Annotated in this window: 11 protein-coding genes; 4 read left to right on the plus strand and 7 right to left on the minus strand. The window is 67.3% G+C overall.

Annotation, left to right across the window (positions count from 1 at the left end):
• The first annotated feature begins 20 nt into the window (after positions 1–20).
• The 3 genes from MRBLWH13_RS00555 (at position 21) to MRBLWH13_RS00565 (ending at position 8,826) form a co-directional block, all read left to right on the plus strand.
• The gene (locus tag MRBLWH13_RS00555) at positions 21–5,372 is read left to right on the plus strand and encodes a PKD domain-containing protein (protein WP_341956416.1); all 5,352 of its coding nucleotides are present in this window, start codon (positions 21–23) and stop codon (positions 5,370–5,372) included.
• Between the two features lie 89 nt (positions 5,373–5,461).
• Entirely contained in the window at positions 5,462–6,085 is a 624-nt protein-coding gene (locus tag MRBLWH13_RS00560) for a CDP-alcohol phosphatidyltransferase family protein (protein ID WP_082488246.1), read from the plus strand.
• A 170-nt stretch (positions 6,086–6,255) separates the two neighbouring features.
• On the plus strand, positions 6,256–8,826 hold the full coding sequence (locus MRBLWH13_RS00565; protein ID WP_341956417.1) for a right-handed parallel beta-helix repeat-containing protein: 2,571 nt from the start codon (positions 6,256–6,258) through the stop codon (positions 8,824–8,826).
• A gap of 316 nt (positions 8,827–9,142) precedes the next feature.
• Here MRBLWH13_RS00565 and MRBLWH13_RS00570 read toward each other — a convergent pair whose 3' ends face one another.
• From MRBLWH13_RS00570 to MRBLWH13_RS00600, 7 genes are all read right to left on the minus strand, one after another.
• Positions 9,143–13,855 carry a PKD domain-containing protein gene (locus tag MRBLWH13_RS00570; RefSeq protein ID WP_341956418.1) on the minus strand — a complete coding sequence of 1,571 codons (4,713 nt, stop codon included), beginning with the start codon at positions 13,853–13,855 and terminating at the stop codon, positions 9,143–9,145.
• Positions 13,856–13,917: 62 nt separating this feature from the next.
• Positions 13,918–14,535, minus strand: coding sequence for a hypothetical protein (locus tag MRBLWH13_RS00575; protein ID WP_341956419.1), 618 nt, complete (start codon positions 14,533–14,535; stop codon positions 13,918–13,920).
• Positions 14,536–14,720: 185 nt separating this feature from the next.
• Positions 14,721–15,860: a glycosyltransferase family 4 protein gene (locus MRBLWH13_RS00580; protein ID WP_341956420.1), complete on the minus strand. Its 1,140-nt coding sequence runs from the start codon at positions 15,858–15,860 to the stop codon at positions 14,721–14,723.
• A gap of 1 nt (position 15,861) precedes the next feature.
• A complete protein-coding gene (locus MRBLWH13_RS00585) occupies positions 15,862–16,749 on the minus strand; it encodes a hypothetical protein (protein ID WP_341956421.1) in 888 nt (295 codons plus the stop codon).
• A gap of 2 nt (positions 16,750–16,751) precedes the next feature.
• The gene (locus MRBLWH13_RS00590; RefSeq protein ID WP_341956422.1) at positions 16,752–17,867 is read right to left on the minus strand and encodes a Gfo/Idh/MocA family oxidoreductase; all 1,116 of its coding nucleotides are present in this window, start codon (positions 17,865–17,867) and stop codon (positions 16,752–16,754) included.
• Positions 17,864–19,012 (minus strand): DUF1972 domain-containing protein, encoded by a 1,149-nt coding sequence (locus MRBLWH13_RS00595; RefSeq protein ID WP_341956423.1) that lies wholly within the window; start codon positions 19,010–19,012, stop codon positions 17,864–17,866. The genes MRBLWH13_RS00590 and MRBLWH13_RS00595 overlap by 4 nt, the downstream gene beginning before the upstream one ends.
• Before the next feature lie 98 nt (positions 19,013–19,110).
• A complete protein-coding gene (locus MRBLWH13_RS00600) occupies positions 19,111–20,643 on the minus strand; it encodes a sugar transferase (RefSeq protein ID WP_341956424.1) in 1,533 nt (510 codons plus the stop codon).
• 353 nt (positions 20,644–20,996) lie between these two features.
• Here MRBLWH13_RS00600 and MRBLWH13_RS00605 point away from each other — a divergent pair, with 353 nt between their 5' ends.
• Positions 20,997–22,127 carry a low temperature requirement protein A gene (locus tag MRBLWH13_RS00605; RefSeq protein ID WP_341958356.1) on the plus strand — a complete coding sequence of 377 codons (1,131 nt, stop codon included), beginning with the start codon at positions 20,997–20,999 and terminating at the stop codon, positions 22,125–22,127.
• Positions 22,128–22,157 lie beyond the last annotated feature (30 nt).

Genomic DNA, 22,157 nt, shown 5'->3' on the forward strand with positions numbered 1-22,157 from the left:
ATCATCTGGGGAGATGAACGATGGGCACTACAGCTCTGTCTTGGGGACGCCGCGTACGCGGAGCATCGATCGCGATCGTGATGACGATCGCCGTGGCATTCGGGTCACTGGTGGCGATCTCGCCGGCACAGGCGGACGTGAGTCCGCCCGCGGGTGAAGCGACGACGGTCACCGCCGACTCGCTTCCGACGGTCCAGATCAACGGCATCGTCTGGGATCAGGCCGTCGTGGGCAACGTCGTGTATGCCGCGGGCAAGTTCACCAGCGCGCGCCCCGCAGGGGCTGCTGCCGGAGTGAACGAGACCCCGCGATCGAACCTCCTGGCCTACGACATCCGCACCGGTGTGCTGATCGCCTCGTTCGCGCCCTCGATCAACGGTCAGGTGCGTCAGGTCGAGGCCTCGCCCGACGGCACACGCCTCTACATCGTCGGCGACTTCACGACGGTGAACACCCAGACCCGTAACCGCGTCGCCGCGTTCGATCTGCCCGGCGGAACGCTCTCGGCGTTCAACCCGAACTCCAACGGCATCACGTCGGGCGTCGCCGCGACGAACGACACCGTGTACATCACCGGCACCTTCGGCCGAGTCTCCGGCAGCGACCGCTCCGGCGCTGCGGCGTTCACCCGTGCGGGCGCCCTGCTTCCCTGGGCCCCTGTGCTCGAGCAGCGCCAGGGCCGTGTCGTCACCGTCTCTCCCGCGGGTGACAAGGTCGTCCTCGGCGGAAACTTCCAGACGCTCAACGGCAGCTCGAACCCCGGTTACGGCCTCGCCATGGTCTCCGCATCCGACGCGTCTCTGCTGCCGTTCTCGGCGAACAACGTCATCCGCAACGCAGGTCTCGACGCCGCGATCCTGTCGCTCAAGTCCGACGGCGACGACATCTACGGCACCGGCTACGTTTTCGGTGCAGGCGGCAACCTCGAAGGCTCGTTCCGAGCCTCGTGGTCGAGCGGAAACCTCGTCTGGGTCAACGACTGCCACGGCGACCAGTACGACGTGGAGCCCATGGGTGACACGGTGTATGCGGCCGGTCACTCGCACTACTGCGGCAGCCTCGAAGGCGGTTTCCCGCAGAGCGACCCGTGGACGTTCTACCGCGGTCTGGCCGTATCGAAGGACGCCGGACGGATCATGCCCTACGGGCTGAACCTGGGCTACCACGACTTCGGCGGCAACCCCTCGCCCAAGCTGCTGCACTGGTTCCCGGCCTTCAACGCCGGCAACGTCAGCGGCGCATCGCAGGGTCCATGGTCGGTCTCGTCCAACAGCGAGTACCTCGTCTACGGCGGCGAGTTCACGCGCGTGAACAACACAGGGCAACAGGGACTCGCGCGCTTCGCGGTGACGTCTAAGGCGCCGAACGCCCAGGGACCGATCCTCTGGAACACGGCCTGGCCCGCCTCCTCGATCGCCCTCACCGGTGGATCGATCCGCGTCAGCTGGCCTCTCAACTACGACCGCGACAGCGAGTTCCTGAAGTACGAGGTGCTCCGCGACAACGTGGTCGTCAAGACCTACGAGAACGTCCGGTCGAAGTCCGCCGACTGGGGCCTGCCCCCGATGGCCTTCGTCGACACCACCGTCACGAACGGCACGAGCTACACCTATCGGGTGCGCGCCACCGACAACGAGGGCCACACGATCCTCGGCGGCACGACGACGGTGACGGCATCCGGTTCCGCAGCGCCGAGCGCGTACCGCACCGCGGTGCTCGGCGACGCGCCCCTGAGCTACTGGCCGCTCGACGACTCGTCGGCCACGCTCTCGTACGACTGGGCCGGAGCATCCGACCTCGCCGTCCGCAGCGGCGTGACGCGCGGAACCTCGGGGGCCATGCTGTCCGACTCGCGCAGCGCGTCGAGCTTCGACGGCTCCGGTGACGGCTTCGCCTCGACGACGTCGGCGATCAACGGACCGAACACCTTCGGAATCGAAGCCTGGTTCAAGACCACGACGACGAACGGCGGCAAGATCGTCGGCTTCGGAAACAGCTCCACCGGAACCTCGGGCAGCTACGACCGTCACGTCTACATGGAGCCGAGCGGACAGATCACCTTCGGTGTCTACCCCGGTTCGTCGCAGACGATCAGTTCGGCAAGCGCGTTCAACGACGGGCAGTGGCACTACGTGTCCGCAGGTCTCAGCGACGGCGGCATGGTGCTCTACATCGACGGCGTGCGCGTCGCTCAGCGCACCGACGTCACGTCGGCGCAGGCCTACACCGGATACTGGCGTGTCGGCGGCGACAGCCCGTGGTCAGGAGCAGCGTTCTTCCCGGGTCAGATCGACGACGTCGCGATCTACGGCGCCCCGCTGACCCGTGAGCAGGTCGCTTCGCACTACACGGCATCCGGTCGTGAGCTCGAGGGATCGACCGCTCCGGCTGACGCGTACGGCGCGGCCGTGTACGCCGCAGACCCCGCGCTGTACTGGCGACTCGGCGAGTCGACGGGCAACACCGCAGCGGATGCCTCGGGCTACAACCAGAAGGGCACCTACTTCGGCAGCGTCAGCAAGGGCGCCGACGGAGCCCTCGCGGGCGTGACCAACAAGGCGGCCTCGTTCGAGGGTGGCCAGGTCATCAGCCAGAACTCCTACACGAACCCCCGCTCGTACTCGCTCGAGGCCTGGTTCAAGACGAGCACGACGACCGGTGGCAAGATCATCGGCTTCGGCAACAGCTCGAACGGCAACTCCTCGGGCTACGACCGTCACGTCTACATGACACCGGACGGCAAGCTCATCTACGGCGTCTGGGTCGGCTTCGCCGACACGCTGCAGACGTCCGCGTCCTACAACGACGGGCAGTGGCACCAGGTCGTCGCGACGCAGGGCTCGACGGGAATGCGCCTGTACGTCGACGGCGTGCTGCAGGGATCGAACGGCCAGACCAACGCCCAGGACTACACCGGGTACTGGCACGTCGGCGGCGACGTCACGTGGGGTCCGGGGGACTGGGAGTTCGACGGATCGATCGACGAGGTCGCGGTCTATCTCTCGCCGCTCACCGGAACCGCCGTCTCGCAGCACTACGCGCTGGGAACCACGGGAGCACCCGCGAACGTCGCACCGACGGCGAGCTTCACCAACGCGGTGACCAAGCTCGGCCTCGCGGTCGACGCGAGCGCCTCCACGGATGCCGACGGCACGATCGCCAGCTACAGCTGGAACTGGGGCGACGGAACGCCTGCGGGCTCCGGTGCCACGGCGACGCACACCTATGCGGTGGCGGGCTCGTACACGGTGACGCTCACGGTGACGGATGACAAGGGTGCGACAGGCACCACGACAGCTGTCGTCGAAGCAGTGGCCAACCAGGCTCCCGTGTCGTCGTTCACCTCGGCCGCGGCAGACCTCAAGGTCGACGTGGACGCGAGCGCATCGCAGGACACCGACGGCACGATCGCGAGCTACGCCTGGAACTGGGGCGACGCGACCGCGGCAGGATCGGGCAAGACAGCGACGCACACGTACGCCGCTGCAGGCACCTACACGATCACCCTCACGGTGACCGACAACGAGGGAGCGACCTCGCAGACCACGGCATCGATCACGGTGACCGCACCTGTGGGTGCGGTGACCTACGCGTCGGACTCGTTCAACCGCACGGTGGCCAGCGGCCTCGGCACGGCGAACACCGGGGGAGCGTGGACGCTGTCGAACACGGCATCCAACTACCTGGTCAGCGGTGCATACGCTGCGTTCCAGCAGCCCGCCGGAGGATCGCAGCGGTACGCGTACCTCACCGGAGTCTCGGCGACGGACACCGCGGTCGACGTCGATGTGGCGCTGCCGCAGCGCCCTGTCGGCGGCAGCGCGTACTACACCGTCTCCGTTCGTCGGGTCGGCACGGACGACTACAAGTCGCGGATCATCGTCTCGCCGACGGGTGGGGTGCAGCTCCAGCTGCAGCAGACCGGTACGGTGCTGACGACCGCGTCGACCGGACTCACCGTCAATGCCGGGGATGCACTCCACGTGCGCACCGAGGCGACCGGAACCTCGCCGACGACCATCAGGGCCAAGGTGTGGAAGGTCGGTACGGCAGAGCCCACGACGTGGACCTCGACCACGACCGACTCCACGGCTTCTCTGCAGTCCGCGGGTCACGTCGGACTCGGCGTCTATCTCGGCGGCTCGGTCACCAACGTGCCGTTCCAGACTAGGTTCGACAACTTCTGGGCAGGATCCACGACGGGCGGCCCGACGCCTCCCGCCAACCAGGCGCCGGTCGCCGCATTCACCAGTTCGGTGAGCGGGCTCTCTGCCACGGTGAACGGATCGACGTCGACGGATGCCGACGGCACCATCGCCTCGTACGCCTGGGACTTCGGAGACGGAGCGACGGGCACGGGAGCCACGCCCGCCGCGCACGCATATGCCGCTGCCGGCACGTACCAGGTGAAGCTGACGGTCACGGATGACAAGGGCGCGACCGGAACGGTCACCAACGCGGTCACGGTGACGGCTCCGGCCCCGGGCAACCAGAACCCCGTCGCATCGTTCACGGCCACCCCGACCGACCTCACCGCGGCGGTCGACGCCTCGGCATCGTCGGATCCGGATGGCTCGATCGCCTCGTATTCGTGGAACTTCGGTGACGGCGCGACCGCCACCGGGGCCACGGCCTCGCACCCGTATGCCGCCGCGGGCACCTACACGGTGACCCTGACGGTGACGGACAACCTCGGAGCGGTGAACACCGTGACGAAGCCGGTCACGGTCGTCGCCCCGGCGGGCGCTGCCTTCGCCGCCGACGACTTCGGTCGGGCCAACGGCGCGCTGGGAACGGCCCAGACCGGTGGCGCGTGGACGCAGACCAGCGGTGCAGGAGTCGTGGCGATCGACAACGGGGCCGCGAAGTTCACGACATCGGCGGCGGGCCAGACCCGCACCGCGTCACTGAACGCCGCGACCTCGACGAGCACCGACCTCACGTTCACGGTCACGGCGCCGGCGATGCCGGCAGGTGCGCGTGTGTACGTCGCAGCCCTCGCTCGCGTCGTCGGCTCGGACGACTACCGTGCGCGGTGGCTGATCGGAGCCGACGGAACCGTGACCGCGCAGCTTGCTCGTGGAGGCACGGCACTGGTGTCGCAGAACATGACGGGCTTCACCTTCGCCGCCGGAACGATATATAACGTGCGGGTGCAGGCATTCGGGGCCGGAACGACCACGCTCCGCAGTAAGCTCTGGGCGGCGGGGTCGCCAGAGCCTGCTGACTGGCAGCTGACGACGACCGATTCGACCGCCGCACTGCAGAGTCCTGGGTACGTCGGCATCTCGACGTACGCCGGATCTGGATTCAGCAGTGTGCCGTACACCCTGACATTCGATGACTTCCGCGCACGAGGAGTGACGCCCTGACTTTCACAGATTCGTACCGGAGTCTCTCTGCTGCGCAGAAGGGACGGGCCCGTGGGGCCCCCGCCTACTCGGTCTTCATCAATCGCCCGGTGGGGCGTGTGATCGCGGCGGGGGCGTACACGGTCGGCCTCGTGCCGAACCAGGTCTCCCTGATCAGTGCGGCGTTCACCTTCACGGGCATCGTCCTGCTGGCGACGGTGCCTCCGTCGATCGTCCTCGGCATCGTCGTCTGGCTGCTGCTCGCGATCGGCTATGCCTGGGACAGCGCAGACGGTCAGGTCGCTCGTCTGCGCGGCGGCGGATCGCTCGCGGGCGAATGGCTCGACCACGTGCTCGATTCGACGAAGCTGGTCGCGCTCCCGCTCGCGGTGACGATCGGCTGGTACCGGTTCTTCCCTCTGCCATCGGACCTCTGGCTCCTGGTGCCGCTCGGGTTCGCGGTCATCTCGACGGTCACGTTCTTCGGGATGATCCTCAACGATCTCCTCAAGGGCAAACGCGGAGTGCCGCAGGCGGCGGAGTCCGGCGGGTTCTCGCTCGTCCGTTCTCTCCTCGGACTTCCGACCGACTACGGAGTCCTGTGCTTCGCGTTCGTGCTGTGGGGCTGGCCGCCCGCATTCATGCTGGTATATAGCCTTCTCGCACTCGCCGCGGCGCTGTACTTGGGCGCCGCACTCGCCATATGGTTCCGAAAGATGTCTGCGCTCGGCTGACCGGAAGGCCGACCGATCGCTGACAGTTATCCAATCGATATCAGCTAATCCTCAGGAACTGTCCAGGAGATTCAGGATATGGTCTATGATCGTCCGCCACCGAAGTCGGATGTCGACGCTGCCTACCCGACCCTGCAGTGACGAGAAGCACATCGGAGAGCCTCCCCCTCATGCGTAAACGTACCCTCCCCCTGATCGCATCCTTATCCGCACTGTTACTCCCGTTCGCCGTGGTGACCCCCGCCGCGGCGGACACCACCGACGAAGTCCTGGTCCAGGACTCCATGGACCGCACCGTCTCGGCGGGCCTCGGCGCGTCCGCTGACGGCATCACCTACGACGCGTCCCCGGTCACCGCTGTCTCCGTGGCGAACGGCGAGGCCAGACTCAATGCCGCAGCGCCCGGCGCCACAGTGACCGCACGTCCGGTCGGCCTGTCCGTCGCTGATTCCACGCAGTCGACGGAGTTCACGCTCCCGGCCCTGCCGAAGTCCGGCTCGGGTGTCTACATGAGCCTGCAGTCGCGCGTGACCGCCGACGGCTTCTACCAGACGCAGGTCCGCGTCGATCCGAAGGGCGTGGTGCTCCTCGAGACGCTTCGCGTCAACGCCGGCGTGCAGACCTCGCTCGGCTATTCCTGGGTTCCCGAGCTCCGCGTCAAGGCCGGGGTGCCCTTCGTGCTCGAGACGCGCCTCGCAGGCACGGACAAGGTCACCATCGATGCGCGCGTCACCCCCGTCGGAGCCAAGCCCACGACCTGGAAGCTCTCGGTCACGGATCGATCAGCGAAGCGCCTCGCGGAGGACGGCCGCACCGGCGTGCGTCTCTACGTCTCGCGCAGCACCCCGGCTCTTCCGGTCCTGTTCGACGACCTTCGCGTGACGTCGCCGGAAGAGGTGGCTCCGCCGACCACTCCGACGGTGCCGACGACTCCGACGGTGCCGACGACTCCGACCGTGCCGACGACTCCGACCGTGCCGACGACTCCGACCGTGCCGACGACTCCGACCGTGCCGACGACTCCGACCGCGCCCACGACTCCGCCTGCCGGTGGGGCTCCCGCGTGGAACGTGACCGGTGCGCGCACCTCGGCGGGTTCCGCGCTCGTCGGGACCACCAGCTATGCGGTTCCGTCGGGAGCGCTGTTCGTCAGCGCGGGGGCAGCGACGACCGGAACGGGCACATCGGCGGCTCCGTTCGCCACGGTGCAGTCCGCGGTCGACCGCGCAGCATCCGGCTCGACTCTCGTGCTCCGCGCCGGGACCTATCACGAGTCCGTCGTGATCCCTGCGGGCAAGAAGATCACGATCCAGTCGTACCCCGGCGAAGCGGTCTGGTTCGACGGCGCGTCGACGCTCAAGAACTGGCAGGCGTCCGGCGGCAGCTGGTTCAGTCCTGACTGGAAGTACGACTTCGACTCGACGCCGTCCTTCACCAAGGGTGAGGCAGACGGCACGGCCGCCGGATGGCGCTGGCTGAATGCCGAGCATCCGATGGCGGCACACCCGGAGCAGGTCTGGATCGACGGTGTTCCGCAGGTCGAGGTCTCGACGCTTGCCGGGCTGAAGGCAGGAACGTTCTTCACGGATGTCGCGAACGACCGCCTCTACCTCGGCAGCGACCCCGCAGGGCACGCCGTCCAGACCTCCACTCTGACCAAGGCGCTCTCGCTCCGCGGCGAGGGTGCGGTGATCCGTGGGATCGGCATCCGCAACTACGCGACCTCCGTGTGGATGATGGGCGCCGTGACCGTCGAGGCGCCGAAGGCGACGATCGAGAACGTCGTGATCTACGACACCGCCTCGACCGGACTCTTCGTCGGTGCCTCGAACGCGACGGTTCGCGATGTGACCCTGGCGCGCAACGGCCTCATGGGGCTCGGCGCCAACTACGCGGATGCGCTCGTGATCGACGACCTTCTCGCGGTCGAGAACAATGCGGAGCACTTCAACACGTCGCCCGTCTCGGGTGGCGTGAAGATCGCCAAGTCGCGCGGCGTCACCGTGACCGATTCGGCACTGCTCCGCAACGACGGACCCGGGCTGTGGCTCGATCAGTCCGTCTATGACGTGCGCATCACCGGTTCGGACTTCATCGAGAACAAGGGTGCTGGCGCGTTCCTCGAGCTGTCGCAGAAGATCGACTTCGTCAACAACCTCGTGCTGCGCAACGTGGGAAACGGCGTCAAGATCAACAACACCGGTGGCGTCAACCTGTGGAACAACACGATCATCGGCGGTGACCGCGCTGTCAACATCGTGCAGGACAGCCGCAGCTCGACGGATGCGTCCGTCCCCGGGCACAACGCCCGACGTCCGTTCCCCGACTCCACGATGCCGTGGCTGATCCGCGACATCTCGATCGGCAACAACGTCGTCGGCGAGAGCGCCGGAAACTGCACGGTCTGCGTCGAGGACTACACGCACCGCTTCACCCCGGCCGACCTCAACATCGGTTCGGACGGCAACGTGATCCAGCGCAACAGCGCGTCGGCTCCGTCGTGGTTCGTGATCTGGTCCCGTGGCACGGCCAACGTGAACCCCTACGTCTTCACGACCTGGGATTCCTACCGCACCACCACCGGTCAGGACATGAACTCCACGGCCGTCGAGGGACGCCCCGCGACGGATGCCTCGGGCAGGCTCGTGGCCGGGGTCACGGCATCGGCCCGGAGCCTTCCGGCGCTGGTCGCGACGATCCTCGGATCGACGACGCCGACGATCGGTGCACGTTTCCCCTGATCGGGATTCACGCCGAGAAGAGAGGCCCGGATGCAGATGCGCATCCGGGCCTCTCGCTGTCTGCACCGCCCTCCGACGAGGGCGGTGCAGACAGCGAGGGGTGACTCCGGAGCCTCGGGCCGGGCAGATGGCGCGAGGGGTGTGCTCGGGCGAGTCGCGACGTGCGTGCGTCTGCCAGGCAGGGAGCGTGTGCTCGCGGCGCTCAGGGCTCCCGGGTATCAGTGGCCCGGGACATCAGGGATCTCCCGCTGAAACCCCGAAGGGCCGAGGCGGTGAACGCCTCGGCCCTTCATGTCTGTGCGGACTACTCTGCGGACTACTGTGCGGGCCCCGCCCAGAAGTCGTCGTAGGTGTAGACGACCGGAACAGCCGTCGCGCTCGACGACAGGTAGCTGTTCACGCCCACGTAGCCGGGAACCTGGAGCGAGGCTGTGGCATCCGTCGTCGTGAGCGTCCACGCCGTCGGTTCCGTGGTCGCGGTGCGCCAGACCTTGGCCTTGAGCGTCGTCGGGTTGGTCCCCGTCACCTGGAACCTGACGCTCAACTGGTCGGCGGTCGTGATCGTGAGTCCGGGAACCGTCGTCGACGACAGGACCGTCTCGACGCCGGCGATCGTCTTCGTCAGCCAGAGGGACACGACGCCGTTCGAGGCCACGCGGAACTTCGCGCGGTAGTCGTTGGCGTTGTCGATCTGCCGTCCGAGAGCGGAGAAGTAGAACCCGCCGCCCGTCGAAGGCTGGTTGAACGCCACCGTGAACCGCTCCTCGGTGTTCGTCGACGGCGTCGAGCCGGCGAGCGATGCCGAGTAGTTGTTCCCGGCCGACAGGGTGACCGTGCCGCCCGTGCCGTTGACGGCGAACTTGCTGAGCGCCGTCGCACTGCTCGGGAACATGGTCCACGCGCCGCCGGTGGTGGTCGCGGTGCCCCAGCCGTTGGTGCCGGTCCTGGTGAAGGCGTCCTGCGCCCAGACCTGCGGAGCTGCGACCGTGACCGACTTCGTCGTGGTGGCTGTCGCCCCGCGATCGTCCGTCACCGTCAGGGTCACGGTGAACGTGCCCCCGGCCGCGTAGGTGTGGGAGGACGTCGCCCCGGAGCCGGTGCCGCCGTCTCCGAAGTCCCAGGCGTACGCCGCGACAGTGCCGTCCGCGTCGGCGGAGCCCGAGCCGTCCACGCCCACGGCCAGGTTCGCCACCGAGGTGGTGAACGCCGCGACCGGAGCCTGGTTCGGCGCGACGGTGACGTCGTGGGTCACCGTCGAGGTGCCGCCACGGTTGTCGGTCACGGTGAGCTTCACCGTGTACGTTCCCGCAGCCGCGTAGGTGTGCGACGTCGTCGCGCCGGTGCCGGTTGCGCCGTCGCCGTACTCCCAGGCGTACGACGCGATGGTTCCGTCCGGATCCGTCGAGCTCGTGGCATCCGCGGTCACCGCGAGCAGGTTCGCCGCCGTCGTGAATGCCGCCGTCGGGGCCTGGTTCGGCGCCAAAGTCGTGGTGACGGTGCGCGTCTTGGTCGCGGTGGTTCCGTTGTCATCCGTCACCGTGAGCGTCACGGTGAAGTCTCCGGCCGACGCGTACGTGTGCGTCGGCGTCGCTCCGGTGGCTGTGGCTCCGTCGCCGAAGTCCCAGGCGTACGAGGCGATCGTGCCGTCGGCGTCGGTGGACGTCGAACCGTCGAACGCGACATCGAGGTGATCCGTGGTCGCGATGATCGCGGCCGTCGGTGCCTGGTTCGGTGCGACGGTCACAGAGCGTGTGAGGGTGTTGACCAGCGAAGTGCTGTCCGTCACCTTCAGCGTGATCGTGTAGGTGCCACCCGCGGCGTAGACGTGCGAAGCCGTCGCGCCGGTCGTGACCGTTCCGTCTCCGAAGTTCCACGCATAGGCGAGGGGGCCTCCGTCGGCGTCGGTCGAGGTGCTCGCATCGACATCGATCTTCAGCTTGTCGGTCACCGACGTGAACGCCGCCACGGGGGCGCGTCCGGGAACAGTGCGACCGCTCGCGGCGAAGTGATCACGCACCCGCTGCTCGGAGACCACCGAGGAATACACGGCGACCTCGTCGAGCGTTCCGGCGAAGTAGTTGCTGGAGGTGCTGCCCCAGGTCTTGTCGCCGCCGATGCGCCAGTATCCGCGGTAGTTCTCGGAGCCCGCCATCGAGTTGCTGCCGACGAGCTGCGTGTCGAGCCACAGCTTCATGCCGTCAGCTCCCTGCGTGGCGACGACGTGGTGCCATTGGCCGTCGTTATAGGCGGTGGGGGTGACCAGAGTCGTCTGCGGCTGACCGCTTCCGAACTGCACCTTCCCGTCGTTCTGCATGATGACGTGGCGGTCGTACTGGGTGCTCAGCCCGCTGGTCGTGTTCCCGAACCCGATCAGCGTGCCGCCCTTGTTGGTCGTCGTCTTGAACCAGAGCTCGGCGCTGTAGGTGGTGGGTGCCGTCCAGGCCTCCTGCGCGACCACGAGGGCGTTCGTGCCGTTGAAGGTCGTCGCCGTGCCGGTGCCGATCGCGGACGCCTGTCCGCGGGTCACCGTACCGGTCAGGTTGCCGGTGGATCCGCCGGCCGCCGAGTCCGCGATCGTTCCGGCCGCGGTCTCGTTGAGACGCCAGAAGACGTCGGGCTTGTCGGTCGAGACCGCCGCGCCATAGGCATCGGTCGGAGCCGTCGCCCAGGCCGCGGAGCGACCGCTCGCCAGGTAGTGCGACTGGATGTCGGCCGGCGTCAGAGCGGACGGGTACACCGCCACGTCGTCGATGGTGCCTGCGAGACCCGCATTGGTCGGCTTGTTGGTGAAGCCGTTCGTCTGGTCGGCGCCGATGCGCCAGTACCCGTCGTAGATCTTCGGCGCGGTACGGGCCTGATCGCGGTCCACCCGCTTGCCGTCGACGAAGAGCTGCATGCCCTCGCTGCCCACGGTTCCCACGATGTGGTGCCAGTTGCCGTCGTTCACCGCGGTGCGGCTGTAGATCGTGCGGTACGACCCGTCGTTGATCGCGAAGTTCGCGCGGCCCGAGGTGTCGAGGTAGAGCACGCGGTCGGTGATGCCGGAGGTCGACGTACCTGTGGCGGAGTCACCGAATCCGACGATTCGCCCGCCCCTCGTGTTGGTGGTCTTCACCCACGCCTCGACGGTGACGGCGGCGGTCGCCGTGCTGACGTCCTGTGTCGTCATCTTGGGCGAGCTGCCGCCCGCCGAGGTGATCGCGGTGTTCGAGTCGTTGAGCAGCGCGCCGCTCGAGCCGAGCGTGAGGCCGGTCGCGGTTCCCACGGCGTCCCCGACGTCGTCGTAGAGCCGGGTGCCCGTCGCCTCGTCGAGGCGCCAGGAGTGGGTCGCTCCGCTCGCACGCACCGCGGCTCGGTATGCCGCGGGAGGCGTGCTCGACACCGTCACGTAGGGCGACCAGGCGCTCCACTGCACGTTGCCATCGGCATCCTTTGCCCTCACCTGGTAGCGCACCTGGGCTCCCGGCGTCTGGCCGGTGTCGGTGATGCTGAGGTTCGGCAGGCTCCAGAAGCGGCCGTCGGTGCGCGTGATCGTCGCGATCTTCACGGACGGGCTGCGGAAGACGTCGTAGGTGATCGTCGCGTTGTCACGGTCCCACACGCTGGTGAACGGCACTCGGACCACACCGGACTCGTTCGAGTACGGCGCCGGAGTGAGGCCCGCGTTGTAGACGGGGCCCACGGCGTGAGGCGAGACATTCGTCTTGCCGAATCGCACGAGCCCCTGCTGAGCCACGTTGTTGACCTTCGGGAACTCGCCGCCGAGGACGACGTAGTTCGCGTTGCCGGTGACCGACCACGCTGCCTGACGCGAGCTGGTGTAGGTGCCGAACTCGAGGTCGGGGTACCAGTTCAGCTGCTCGGTGTAGGGGAGCCCGGTGAAGTCCCACCCGTAGGCGTCCTTCTTGGTGATGACTCCGGACGGCGTGGTGCTCTCGGCGAGGGCTTTCGTCCACCGCGAGCGCGGGTTCGTGTCGCCGAAGGCGCCGACCACGCTGCAGTCGTGCTTGTGCGAGACCGAGTAGAGCACACCGTCCTGCGGGAAGCTGCCGTAGGTGTCGCCGAGGCAGTCGTTGACCCAGTTGATCGACCCGGTGTACGGGTCGGCCGCGAAAGTGCCCTCGAACGAGGCTCCTGCACCGAACGCGTAGCCTGTGCCGTAGACCTGCGTGCCGTCGGTGCTGAGGCTCGAGATCGCGCCGTTGAGACCGGCGGTCTTGATCCGATCCGTCGCCGCCCACGCGAGGGGCGTGCCGGTCGCGGCGTCGATCGACGCCATGCCGTAGGCGGATGCGCCGTTGAGGGTCGTGAAGGACCCGCCGATGATGACGCGAGAGGCATCGGGCGACGTCACCATGTCCCAGACGAACCCGTCGCCGGCCGCCGATGGTGCCCAGGACGTGAGCGACTTGGTCGTGGTGTTCCAGGCAGCCAGCTCGCTGCGCGGCTGCCCTCCGCTGGAACGGAAGTTGCCGCCGACGTAGACGGTGTCGCCGGCGAACGCGAAGCCTCTGACCTGTCCGTCGGTGCGAGGTGCCCAGTCGAGCATCGCGCCGGTGGCGACGTCGAACGCCGCGACGTGCGCGCGGGCCTGGCCGTCGACGGCGGTGAAGTCCCCGCCGAAGTACACGGTCTTGCCGTCGGGGGTGACCCTGACGACGAGGCCCTGACCGTCGAAGGAGTGGCTGAAGTTCGGAACGGGGTTTCCGGTGGTGATGTCGAACGCGAACACGTTGTTCGCGTCGATCTCGCCGGCGCCGCCGACGGCGACCCCCGGGGGACGTGCCTTGGTGAAGCTGCCTGTGACGTACACCGTGTTACCGGCCACGACCTGGCTCCACACGACGCCGTTGATCTGCCAGGTGGGCAGCACGTCGGCGGTGACGGTATCGGGCTGACCCGGTGTCTCGGCGCTCGCGGACTGCGCGGGAAGGGCGACGAAGGCGATCGTGGCCAGCGCCGTCGCCGCGACGGAGAGTGCGGCGATCACGCGGCGGAGACGGTCTGCTCCGCGGGCGGTGCGGGTCATGGAGGTTCCTCGGTTCGAGAAGCGGTCAGATCGGGTGGTCGCGGATGAGCTCGGGACGGACATCAGTCGAGCCCTCCGCGGAAGACGGCGGATGAGTGATCGCCGTCGAAGTCGACGACGACGGTGACGGCGTCGCGCGCGGCCGCAGGGAGTGCGTACGCGTAGGTGGCGGTGGCGCTGTCGCCTGCGGCGAGCACGCCGGAGAAGTCGGTGACCTCCGCTTCGGCCGCGTAGACGCGCACGGCTGTCGCGCCGTCGGCGTCGAGCAGGGTGAGCACGGACGTGCCGAGATCGATGGCATCGGATGAGCCGTTGTCGATCGTGAAGGTCAGGCGGGCGTACTCGCGGTCAGGGAAGCTCCCCGGCCCCTGCGCCGTCTCCTTGCCGAAAGAGACGTCGTCGATGCGGACTGTGACGCCGTCGCTGTACGACACGTCGCCCGACGTGTCGGCTGGTTCGGCCTTCACGGTCGGCGCGGTCGACTGCCCGGCGCGTTCGATCTTCGCGACCGGTGAATCCGGATCGGACGACCCTGAATTCGCTGATGGCGACGAGCCCGCCGTCGGATCAGGAGCGGGAGTCGACGACGTCGTCGCCGTCGGTTCCGCTCCGCTCGGCGGTTCGGCACCGCCGCTGCAGGCGACCAGACTCACGCAGAGCGCGAGGGCCGCGATGGACATGCATGTACGCGCAATCACCATGATTGTCGATTCCCCAGATTCCCCAATCAGGGTTGCCGACGACGCGTTCAGAACGAGTCGATCGGCTTGCGTCATCCCCAAATGACGCTATCCCCAGTGAGCGCGATCCTATCATGTCCACCGGAAGGGGGACAAGAGTCCTGTGGGCAGACTGCGGCAGACCTTCAGTCAAGAAGTGCGGCGAGGATGCCGTCTGAGTACCGCGCGGTCGAGAACGCCTCGGCCACCGCGGACGAATCCGCCACCGCGAGCTGCGCCTGGGCCGGCCAGTCGTCGATCTTCGCGGCGATCGCAGCCGCCAGCTCCCGGGCGTCACCGGGTGGCACGAGCGTCGCGCTCTGCGACGCCCCGACGGCTTCGGGTAGTCCGCCGACGTTGCTCACCACCGCAGGGCGCGCAGCAAGCGCGGCCTCGACGGCGGTGTTGCCGAAGGTCTCGTCGACCAGCGAGGTCATCACGGAGATGTCGCTCCGCGCGAGTTCGTCCCACACCGAGGCCTTGAATCCGAGGAAGGACACGCGATCGACCAGGTCGCAGCGCACGACCTGCGCGTGCAGTTCGTCGAGGTACGCCTCGTTGCCGGGGAACACCGCGCCGACGACGTCGAGGGTGGCATCCCGACCGTCGCGGACGAGTGCGTCGAGCGCATCGATCGCCACGTGCACGCCCTTGCGGTGCGACAGGCGACCGACGTACAGCAGCCGGGTCGGCGCGGCGAGCGGAACGCGCGGAGGCACGACCTGCTCCGGGCCGGCGACCGCGTTGTGCACCACCACGGTGCGGTCGCGCACCCGAGGAGCGGCCGATGCCAGGACGCGTCGCGTGAAGTCACTGTTCGCGATCACGCGATGCGTGAACGTGAGGGGCAGATAGAGGGCGCGGCGCACGAAGCCGGCGACGGAACCTTCTCCTTCGTGCACGTGGCACACCGTCAGGCGTCTGCTGAGACGCCCCAGGAGAATCCACAGCGGGGGAGTGATCGTGTTGACGAGCACCGCGCCGGGATCGACCCGACGGATGAGACTGAGCCCTGGGCCGACGGATCTGATCGATGTGACGACCAGATCCACCAGTCCGCGGGGGTTGAGAAGACCCTTGCGCACCACCGGCGTCCTGCATTCGACGACCTCCGCGCCGGCGCCCTCGAGCAGCGGCACGAGAGGTCCCGCGTGCGGCACCGTCACGACCACTCTTCGGCCGGCGCCGACGAGGGCGCGGACGGTCTCGAGCACCATCCGATCGGAGCCGTACAGGTCGGCGCCGGGGTTGGCGATCAGGACCGTGCTCGGGTCACCCTTCGTCATGTCAGCGCTGGGGCCAGTACTCGTTCACGAGGCTCACCGTGGACGCGATGTTCGCACGGCTCGATGCGCCGAAGACGATCGACTCCAGGTTCGGCAGCGAGGTCACCCATTCGATGGCCTCACGCGGCGGAATCGCACCGCTCGCGTACACCGACATGGCGACCGCACGGAACGGACGCTTCTCCATCGCCTCGCGGTAGGCGTCGACGCCGCCCGACATGCGGAACCCGAGCTTGTTGATGTTCGAGCACACGATCGGGTTCTCGACCCCCGCCTTGTCGAGGTCGTCGAGCAGTCGGGGCAGGTTCATGGTGATGAACCCGGGTTCGGCGTTGTAGCGCTTGCGTACATGGTCGGCGAAGATGCGGAACGCGTCGGTGAAGCCCAGGCCCGACAGCAGATCCACGACGACATTCTGCAGCCAGATGACGGGGGTGTTCAGCCCCTCGAACATCTTCATCTCGGCATCGATGAGCAGCGTGGTGACGCCCTCGATGTCCTTGCGGGCGAGCGAGGACGTGCCGCGGGCGATGCTGTCGAGCAGCCCCTCCTCGGGGAGGAACTTGCGGATGGCCCCGAGGAAGCCGTCTTCCGTCACGGCGTTCGCGTACTTGTGCGCGTACGGCATGCAGGGGAAGAACGTCATGTCGGCGTAGCGGTCGGGGTGGGCCCTGACGTGGTCGGTGACCTCGGAGATCCGATCGTGGGTGGTGCACATGAACGTGTGCACACCCTCGTCGTAGGCGGCGTCGAGCACGCCCATGATCGCCTCGGTGTCCTGGAACCGCATCTGCTGCGCGCGGGCCTTCTCTTCCGACATGTGGTTGACGCCGAAGAACTGGTTGTCGCCGAACAGCAGGCGGTCCATGGTGCGAGTGGATGTCGTCATGGTCATTTCCCTCCACGCAGAGCGCTCAGCGCTGCCGCGATACGCCCCTTCGGTGCCGTCTGCACGGCGAGATCGGATGCTGCTTCTGCGGTAAGGCGCGAGTCCTCGCGAAGCGCATCCTCACTGATCATCGAGATCACCCTGTCGGTGACCGCTGCCGAAGCGAAGTCATTGGTCCCGGCGGATGTGCCGGCCTGGGCGCGCTGCACGAAGGAGTCCAGTTGCGCGCTGTATTCCTCGCCCCGCAGATAGAACCAGGGTGATTCGGTGAGATCGGTGGTGTAGCGCACGTTCCAGCCGACGCGGTACCCCTCGGGGATCGTTGCGGTGTCACGCAGGTAGACATGGATCTCCTGGCGGTCTGCGTAGATCCGACCGTTCGTGCCCCAGAGGGTGATCTTGGTCGTCATCTTGCGCTGCGACTCGTCCGACCAGTTCGAGATGATCTGCGCGGTTCCGTCGGCGTAGTGCAGGGTGCTCGCCACGGCGTCGTCGATCTGTGCGGAGAAGATGCTGGTCAGCTGGCTGCCGCTGACCGACTCCGGTGTGCCGAGATACCAGGTGAGAAGGTTCAGCGGGTGAGCTGCATAGTCGTACAGGCAGCCGCCGCCGGTGGCGCGTTCGCTGCGCCAGGTGCGGCCGGCCGGCTTGAGGACGACCGGGCCGTAGGCCTCGGCGAGCGCGGTGTTCACGGTGCCGATGGCGTCGAGATCGAGCAGGCGCTTGACCTCGAGGAACGCGCCGACGAATCGGTTGTGGTAGCCGACCTGGGTGACGAGACCCTTCTGCTCGGCCAGCGCCGTGAGCTCGACGCTGTCGGCCGGGTCGATCACGAGCGGCTTCTCGCAGAACACGTGGATGCCGCGCTGCAGCGCATTGCGGATCATCCCCGCATGCAGGTGGGTCGGCGTCGCGATGATGATCGCCTGCGGACGGGCCTCGTCGAGCATCTTGTCGAGATCTTTGAAGGTCTTGACCCCGGTGTACTTCGCCAGGATGTCGAGCAGATACCCCGTGGCGTCGCACACGCCCACGAGGTTCACATCGGGGTGCGCCTTGATCATCGACAGATGGGACAACCCCATCTTCCCGAGTCCGACCACTGCCACATCGATCATGCGTTTACCCCTGTCTGCTGCTGTGCGTGCCCCCGCCGCGCGAGCGCTGTGCGCAGGGCCTGTTCGTACTCGGCACCGATCTTGGTCCACGTGAACTCCGCACGGAACCGGTCGCGGCTGGCGGCGCCCATGCGCCGTCTTCTGGTGTCATCGGAGAGCACGTCATCGAGCAGGCCGGCGAGATCGTCGGCTCCGGTGAAGTAGGCGTTGTCGGGTCCGGCGACCCAGGTGTTGTACGGGTTGTCGTGGGCGATGACGGCGTTGCCGGCACCCATGGCCTCGACCAGCGAAGGGTTCGTGCCGCCCACCGTGTGCCCGTGAAGGTAGAGGGCGGAGTGGAACCGCAGCGACTGGATGCGGTCGGGTTCGAAGATCGACCCGGGGAAGATCACCTCATCGGATGCCGCGGCGCGGACGGCCACGTGATACGGATCGTCGTCTCCGTAGGGGCCGACCACGACCAGCGGCATGCCGCGTTCGGTCGCGGACCACGCCTGGACGATCTCGAGCACCGAGTTCTCGGGGATCGGCCGGCACACGATCATCGCGTAGTCGTCGGGGGTGAGCCCGAGCTCTTCGACCGGAGCCGTCGGGGCGTCGAGCACTTCGTGCGCGCCATAGGTGATCGTCTGCACGCGGCGCGATCCGAAGTGCCGGCGCAGGTACGTGGCGATCACGGGGTGGTCGGCGATCAGCACGTCGCCGACCCAGCCGGCGAGCCGCTCGTTGGCGAGCAGGATGCCCTGCTTGACGACGCCCCAGCGCTTGCGGGTCCACTCCATGCCGTCCATGTTGATGACGTTCGGGATCCGGCGGAGCCGCGGGATGATGTCGAACACCCCGGTGTTGTAGCCGAACGTGAGCCAGACGTCTCCGTCGACGTGCTCGCGCATCGCGTGGCGGATGGTGGTCAGGTCGAATGCCGACGTGCCCTTCCAGCCTTCGCGGGGCTCGTGCACGAGAACCCGCTGCAGGCCGTTCCACTCGTCGACGGTCGTGGGCCCGTCGCCGGGAAGCTGGCAGTAGACGATCACGTTCCAGCCCTGATCGCGCAGGTACAGACCGACGTTCTCGGCGGCCGTCTCGAAGCCGCCGTATGCGGCCGGAACACCGTGGGTTCCGAGTATCCGGACGGTTGATGGCACGTTGATTTCCCCCTCAATTCGGATGCTCTCGCATCCATTGCGCTGCATCACGGCTCTGCATCCGCCTCCCCGGCGGACCGAACCACAGCGTTCTGTGACTAGTATGCCCCGCTGGGCTGCACCATGACCTTGGCAGTTCGCCACATGATCTGCAGGTCGTTCATCACGGACCAGTTCTCGACATAGCGCAGGTCGAGACGCACGCTCTCATCCCACGAGAGGTCGCTGCGACCTGAGACCTGCCAGAGACCCGTGATGCCGGGCTTGATGTACAGGCGGCGGAAGACCGTGCCGTCGTACGCCGTCACCTCGGAGGGCAGCGGCGGACGCGGTCCCACGACGCTCATGTCGCCGATGAGGACGTTCCAGAACTGCGGCAGCTCGTCGAGCGACAGCTTGCGCAGGATCCTGCCGACGCGGGTGACGCGGGGGTCGTCCTTCATCTTGAACAGGAGGCCCGCCCCTTGGTTCTGCTCTTTGAGCGCGGCGAGCTGCTGCTCGGCGTCGGTCTTCATGGAGCGGAACTTCATGATCTTGAACGTGCGTCCGTCGCGCCCGACGCGCTCCTGGGAGAAGAACAGAGGCCCAGGGGAGTCGAGCTTGACGAGCAGCGCCAGGAACGGTGTGATCAGTGCGATCGGGATGAGTGCGATGGACGCGACAGCGATGTCGAGTGCACGCTTGAGCACATGCTGGCCGCCCTCGTACGAGGGGATCTGCACCTGGATGAGCGGGAGGCCCTCGACCGGCGCGAACGAGATGCGCGGGCCGGCGACGTCGGTGAGGCGGCTCGAGAGCACGAGCTCTGCGGCCGTGCCCTCGAGCTGCCAGCTCAGGTGCTTCACGAAGTCGGGGTCGCCGTCAGGACGGCTCGCGACGATGATCGTGTCGGCGCCGAGCTCTGCCGCGACCGTGGAGACCGAGTTCACGTTGCCGAGCACCGGGAAGTGCACGTTCGCGACCTCGACGTCACGGGCGTTGCCGTCGAGCAGCGTGGCACCCACGACCTGGTACCCGGAGGCACCGATCGGGTGCAGGGTGCGGATGACGTATTCGACGTCATCCCTGTTGCCGACGACCAGCGTGCGGGAGGCGAACCGCCCCCGCGCACGCTGAGCCGTCAGCCAGTGCCGCCACGCCCATCGCGTGACGAGCAGTGTGAGGACACCGAGCGGCAGACCGACGAGCAGCAGGAGCTGCATCGTCTGCCAGCCGAGTACGACGCCGAGCATGGCGACGATCCCGAACGCCAGCCCGCTCGCGTGGGCGACGCCGCGGTACTCGGTGGCGCTGGCGCGGAACAGCGCTGCATCACGTGTATGCAGAGCGCTGAGCATCAGATACCAGAGCGTGGCCAGCAGGATGCCGTTGCGCAGGGCCTCTTCCCCCGCAACACCCGTCATCAGCTGGACCGCTGCTGTGATCCCGACGGCGAACAGGATGACCCCTGCATCCGTGATCCGCAGTCGCATCCGATAGCGCCGCTCCCACTGGCGGCGCCTCTCCAGCGTGGCGGACACGCGCGGTGTGACCACCGTGTGCGTGACCGACTTGGTGGCTCGCGGTGCAGCGACCGGCGTGAAGACCGAACCCGCGCGAGTGATGCTCAGGGCATCCTCGACGGAAGTCATGCCGAGGCTCCTTGAGCCGTGTATGTACGCAGAAATCCCCAGTGCGCCATTATTTTCCCCAGTGTTTCCCCAGACCACGGACCCCACGTCCATGGCATCGTCCGCATCCCGACCCCTCGGGTTCCTGCTGCATCCGTGATCCCACATCACGGGTTGCGACCACCGTCCCACACGGTGATGCTGGCAGCAGGCGCTGCAGACTTCGTTCACTCTAGCGGAACCGGACGTTCAGCGGAAGATAATTCACACGAGTGGACGAACCGATATTCCGGTACGCGCGCTCCGGCCCGAAATCGCGGCGATATTCTGACCGCGTGACCACAGCTTCCGCACCTCGATTCCACCTGAGTCGCATGCTGCCGCGCGACCCCGCACAGCCGCATCGAACGGCCAGCACGCTCGAGCTCTTCTTCGACCTGGTGTTCGTCGTCGCCGTGAGCATCGCCTCGGCGCAGCTGCACCACGCGCTGATTCACGGCGACTTCGTGCACGGCATAACCTCCTACGCGATGGTCTTCTTCGCCCTGTGGTGGGCGTGGATGAACTTCACGTGGTTCGCCACCTCGTTCGACACCGACGACTGGCTGTACCGCGTCACGACGATCGTGCAGATGGGCGGGGTGCTCGCCTTCGCCTCCGGCATCCCCGCCGCGTTCGAGCACGGTGACTTCACCGTGCCGGTCATCGGGTACATCGTGATGCGCGTCGCGATGGTCGCGCAGTGGCTCCGTGCATCACGGAGTGCGGGCGAGCTCCGGTCGGCGACACGTCGGTACGCCTTCGGGATCGCCGCGGTCCAGATGCTGTGGATCCTGTTCCTGTTCATCCCCACGGGCACCGCCCAGCTCGTCGCCTTCGTGGTGTTCGCGCTGATCGAGGTCGGCGTGCCGGTGTTCGCCGAATACCGGCATCAGACGCCGTGGCATCCGCATCACATCACCGAGAGGTATGGGCTCTTCACGCTGATCGTGCTCGGTGAGAGTCTGCTCGCATCCGCGAACGCGATCATCGACGCGAGCCATGAGCTGGAATCGTTCGTCCCCCTCATCTCCATCTCCGTTCTGACGCTCGCGGTGACGGCATCGCTGTGGTGGATCTACTTCTGGCCGCCGCACCACCGCGCGATCACGACGTTCCGCCGGTCGCTCCGCTACGGCTACACCCACTACGTGGTGTTCGCCGCCGCCGCCGCGTTCTCGGCCGGCATCGAGGTCGAGCTCGACGTGCTCACCGGAGAGAGCCACCTCTCGAACGCGGTCGCCTCGTTCACCGTGACGATCCCGATCGCGATCTTCCTGCTGGGGGTCTGGTGGATCGCGATCCGCGAGAACGCCGACCGCGTCGTGAACGCCGTGGTCCCGATCGGGGCCGTCGTCGTGCTCCTCGACCCCATCCTCCCGATCCCGGTGGCCATCACCGCGCTGGTGCTCGTGGCGATCGTGGTCGTGCTCGTGCTGCACCCGCCCGTCGACAAGACGTCATAGCCTTCGCATAGACGAGGAATAGCTCGCTGA

Origin of the sequence: Microbacterium sp. LWH13-1.2 (assembly GCF_038397735.1) — a bacterium.
GTDB lineage: Bacteria > Actinomycetota > Actinomycetes > Actinomycetales > Microbacteriaceae > Microbacterium.

Coding starts and splice junctions, on each gene's coding strand:
- MRBLWH13_RS00555 (WP_341956416.1), top strand. CDS start 21: ATGGGCACTACAGCTCTGTCTTGGGGACGCCGCGTACGCGGAGCATCG.
- MRBLWH13_RS00565 (WP_341956417.1), top strand. CDS start 6,256: ATGCGTAAACGTACCCTCCCCCTGATCGCATCCTTATCCGCACTGTTA.
- MRBLWH13_RS00570 (WP_341956418.1), bottom strand. CDS start 13,855: ATGACCCGCACCGCCCGCGGAGCAGACCGTCTCCGCCGCGTGATCGCC.
- MRBLWH13_RS00575 (WP_341956419.1), bottom strand. CDS start 14,535: ATGTCCATCGCGGCCCTCGCGCTCTGCGTGAGTCTGGTCGCCTGCAGC.
- MRBLWH13_RS00580 (WP_341956420.1), bottom strand. CDS start 15,860: ATGACGAAGGGTGACCCGAGCACGGTCCTGATCGCCAACCCCGGCGCC.
- MRBLWH13_RS00585 (WP_341956421.1), bottom strand. CDS start 16,749: ATGACGACATCCACTCGCACCATGGACCGCCTGCTGTTCGGCGACAAC.
- MRBLWH13_RS00590 (WP_341956422.1), bottom strand. CDS start 17,867: ATGATCGATGTGGCAGTGGTCGGACTCGGGAAGATGGGGTTGTCCCAT.
- MRBLWH13_RS00600 (WP_341956424.1), bottom strand. CDS start 20,643: ATGACTTCCGTCGAGGATGCCCTGAGCATCACTCGCGCGGGTTCGGTC.
- MRBLWH13_RS00605 (WP_341958356.1), top strand. CDS start 20,997: ATGCTGCCGCGCGACCCCGCACAGCCGCATCGAACGGCCAGCACGCTC.